Here is a 3,408-nt window from a genome sequence, read left to right as displayed (position 1 = left end):
TTCTTAAATTGTCTCCAAAAAATCTGTTTCCTCTAATTGCTCCTGCACCATTAGATCCGCCACCTCTTCCCCAAGAACCATAAACTACGGTAGAAACTTTAGTTTTATCAGATATTTTATAATCCCAATTTAAAGACATAACAGGTTTGTGATAGTAATTGGTTCTAAAACTGTATTCTTGACCATTTAAAAATCCCCAATCAGAATTGTATTGTCTGTTAGGTTCGCCACCTTGACCATATTTAATGTATTGGTTAATAGTTGGCGCATTAGATCTTTGATTGTGGTATTGAGGCGCACCAGTAAAAGTAAATTGTAAGTCGTGTTTTTTATTTACTTCGTATCCAAATGCTAAATAATAATTGGCTGCAGCAAATTTAGTTCCGTCTACATAACCATCACCTCTTGTTTGACTTAATAAAATAGATGTAGAAAATCCACTTTTCATTTTACCAGTATTATAAGAAATTTGATTTTTAATGTAATCATTGTTAGCAACACTTGCAGCAATTGTTCCACCTTCTTTTACGTCTGATGATTTAGTAATAACGTTAATAGTTCCACCAACTGAAGAAATAGCTAGTTTAGAAGAACCTAAACCTCTTTGTACTTGCATGTATGAAGTTACATCAGACAAACCTGCCCAATTGCTCCAAAAAACTGCACCGTTTTCCATATCGTTTACAGGAACTCCATTTATCATTACTGCAATATTTCTTTGGTCAAAACCACGAATATTAATTCTTGAATCTCCAAAACCTCCACCAGATTTAGTTGCATATACAGATGGTGTATTTACTAAAATTTCTGGAAATTCTTGATTACCTAATTTGTCTCTTATTTCTGCTGCTTTAATTGTAGAAACTGCCACAGGCGTTTTTCTATCTTTAGCAATGTCTAAAACTGTACTTTTAATTACAATTTCGTCTAGTTGATTGTTGTTAGATGATAATACAATTGCACCTAAATCTGAAGTTTTTCCAGCAGCAACGTTAAAATTTACTGTTTTAGAATCAAATCCTACATAAGATATTACTAACTGACCAGAAGTTGAAGGTACACTTATAGTGAATTTTCCATCTATGTCTGTAACTACTGCTGTTTTTGTTCCTTTAACAGAAACATTTGCTCCAGGAAGCGATGCATTTAAATCTGAATCTGTAATTGTACCAGAAACTTTTCCTTGAGAAAATACTGTAGATACTACAATAAGCAGTAATCCAGTGAATGCCCATTTCTTAAAATTCTTCATTTGATATTTTGTTAAAATTTTAATGCAAAAATCCGTTATTATATCCTATTTAATGTTAAGCTAGTGTTAACAAAGAATAATACTTTGATTAATTATCAATAGATTAAACAAAATTCAGAATATTTTTAAGAAATCTTTATATATTAACACTTAATACAAAAAAACCTTAATTTAGTTACAAATTAAGGTTTAAATTATAAGATTTGTTTATCTATTATTTTAAAAAATGATTTAAAAGAAAATTAGTAGAACTATCGTGTTTATTAATAGATTTATTTTCAATTTCTGAAAGAATAGAGTTGGCTAATTGTTTTCCTAATTCTACACCCCATTGATCGTAACTAAAAATATTCCAAATAATTCCTTGTACAAATATTTTATGTTCATACATTGCAACTAGTGAACCAAGTGTTTCTGGTGTTAATTTTTGAATTAACAACGTATTTGTTGGTTTATTTCCTTCAAAAACTTTAAAAGGTTTTAAAAATTCGGCTTTAGATTTTTCTAGGTTTTGTGTATCAAATTCTAGTTGAACTTGTTCGGCACTTTTTCCGTTTAATAATGCTTCTGTTTGGGCAAAAAAATTGGACATTAATTTATTGTGATGATCTTGATTGCCATAAAGTGGTTTTACAAATCCAATAAAATCGGTAGGAATTAATTTTGTGCCTTGATGAATTAATTGAAAAAATGCGTGTTGTGAATTGGTTCCTGGTTCGCCCCAAATTATAGTTCCTGTTTGATAATTTACTGGTTTGCCATCACGATCAATGCTTTTTCCGTTGCTTTCCATAATTCCTTGTTGCAAGTATGGCGCTAATTTTTGTAAATATTGTGTGTATGGAATTAAAGCTTCGCTTTGAGCACCAAAAAAATTATTGTACCAAACGCTAATTAAAGCAAGTAGTACTGGAATATTTTTGTTGAACGATTCGTTTTTAAAATGTTCGTCCATTTGGTTTGCTCCTTTTAATAATTTGTTGAAATTATCAAATCCTACTGCTAAACTTATTGATAAACCAACGGCCGACCAAAGTGAAAATCGTCCTCCAACCCAATCCCACATTGGAAAAATATTATTTTTATCAATACCAAAGTTGGTTACTTTTTCTAAATTGGTTGATACTGCAACAAAATGTTTGGCAACGTCTAATTGTGTTGCCGATTTTAAAAACCAAGTTCTAATGGTTTCTGAATTGGTTAATGTTTCTTGTGTTGTAAAGGTTTTAGAAACAATTACAAATAGTGTTGTTTCTGGATTTAGTTTTTTTATTATTTCGTTTACATGATCGCCATCTATATTGGAAACGAAATGCAGATTTAAATGATTTTTATAGAATTGTAATGCTTCTACAACCATTGCTGGACCCAAATCTGAACCTCCAATTCCTATATTTACAACATCGGTAAATGGTTTATTGGTATATCCTTTTTTTTCTCCAGAAAGTATTTGATTGGTAAAAATTTCTATTTCTTTTTTTACTTGATAAACGTCTGGAATTATATTTTTGTTGTCTACTAAAACAGTATCATTTTCTGATGCTCTTAATGCGGTGTGAAGTACTGCTCTATTCTCTGTTTGATTGATTGATTCTCCAGAAAATTGTTGTGCAATTGCTTCTTTAAGATGCACTTCTTCTGCGAGTTTTAGTAATAAATTTAGTGTTGTTTGATTGATGTTGTTTTTAGAATAATCTACTAAAAAATCGTTCCATTGTATGTGAAATTTTTCGGCTCTAGTTGTATCATCTTGAAACATTTCTTTAATAGAATTGTTTTGCATTGATTGGTAATGGTTTTGTAATTCTTGCCAAGCTTTAGTTTGCGTTGGGTTTATTGTTGGTAATGCCATTTTATGATTTTTTAGAAATGCAAATTTAGTTAAAATTTGTAGATTTTGGGTTTGATGATTTTTATACACAAATCTGCGTGTCGGCAGACAGGTTTCACGAATTGTTAAGAATTTTTTATGATATAAGATTTCACTAATTTAATTTTTTGGATTTTTTAAATGAATTCTAGAAAAAAATAGACACGAATTTCACGAATTCTCACGAATTTTTTGGGTTTAGATTTCACTAATTTAATCCTTCGGATTGTTTTTTTGTTATAAATTTTAAAAAAATAGACACGAATTTCACGAATTAGCACGAATT

The 3,408-nt window shown here is 29.9% G+C and carries 2 protein-coding genes; both read right to left on the bottom strand.

Going from position 1 to position 3,408, the window contains the following annotated elements; genetic code table 11:
* A partial coding sequence (locus ACH2BO_RS15585; RefSeq protein WP_395045652.1) for a carboxypeptidase-like regulatory domain-containing protein occupies window positions 1–1,252 on the bottom strand: 1,252 nt, incomplete at its 3' end.
* A 214-nt stretch (window positions 1,253–1,466) separates the two neighbouring features.
* Window positions 1,467–3,104: a glucose-6-phosphate isomerase gene (gene pgi / locus ACH2BO_RS15580; protein ID WP_395045651.1), complete on the bottom strand. Its 1,638-nt coding sequence runs from the start codon at window positions 3,102–3,104 to the stop codon at window positions 1,467–1,469.
* Window positions 3,105–3,408: the final 304 nt, after the last annotated feature.

The organism is Flavobacterium sp. (assembly GCF_043773265.1).
Classification (GTDB): domain Bacteria; phylum Bacteroidota; class Bacteroidia; order Flavobacteriales; family Flavobacteriaceae; genus Flavobacterium.
The sequence above is the reverse complement of the archived record's forward strand: the minus strand, read 5'-3'. Positions and strand labels throughout refer to the sequence as shown.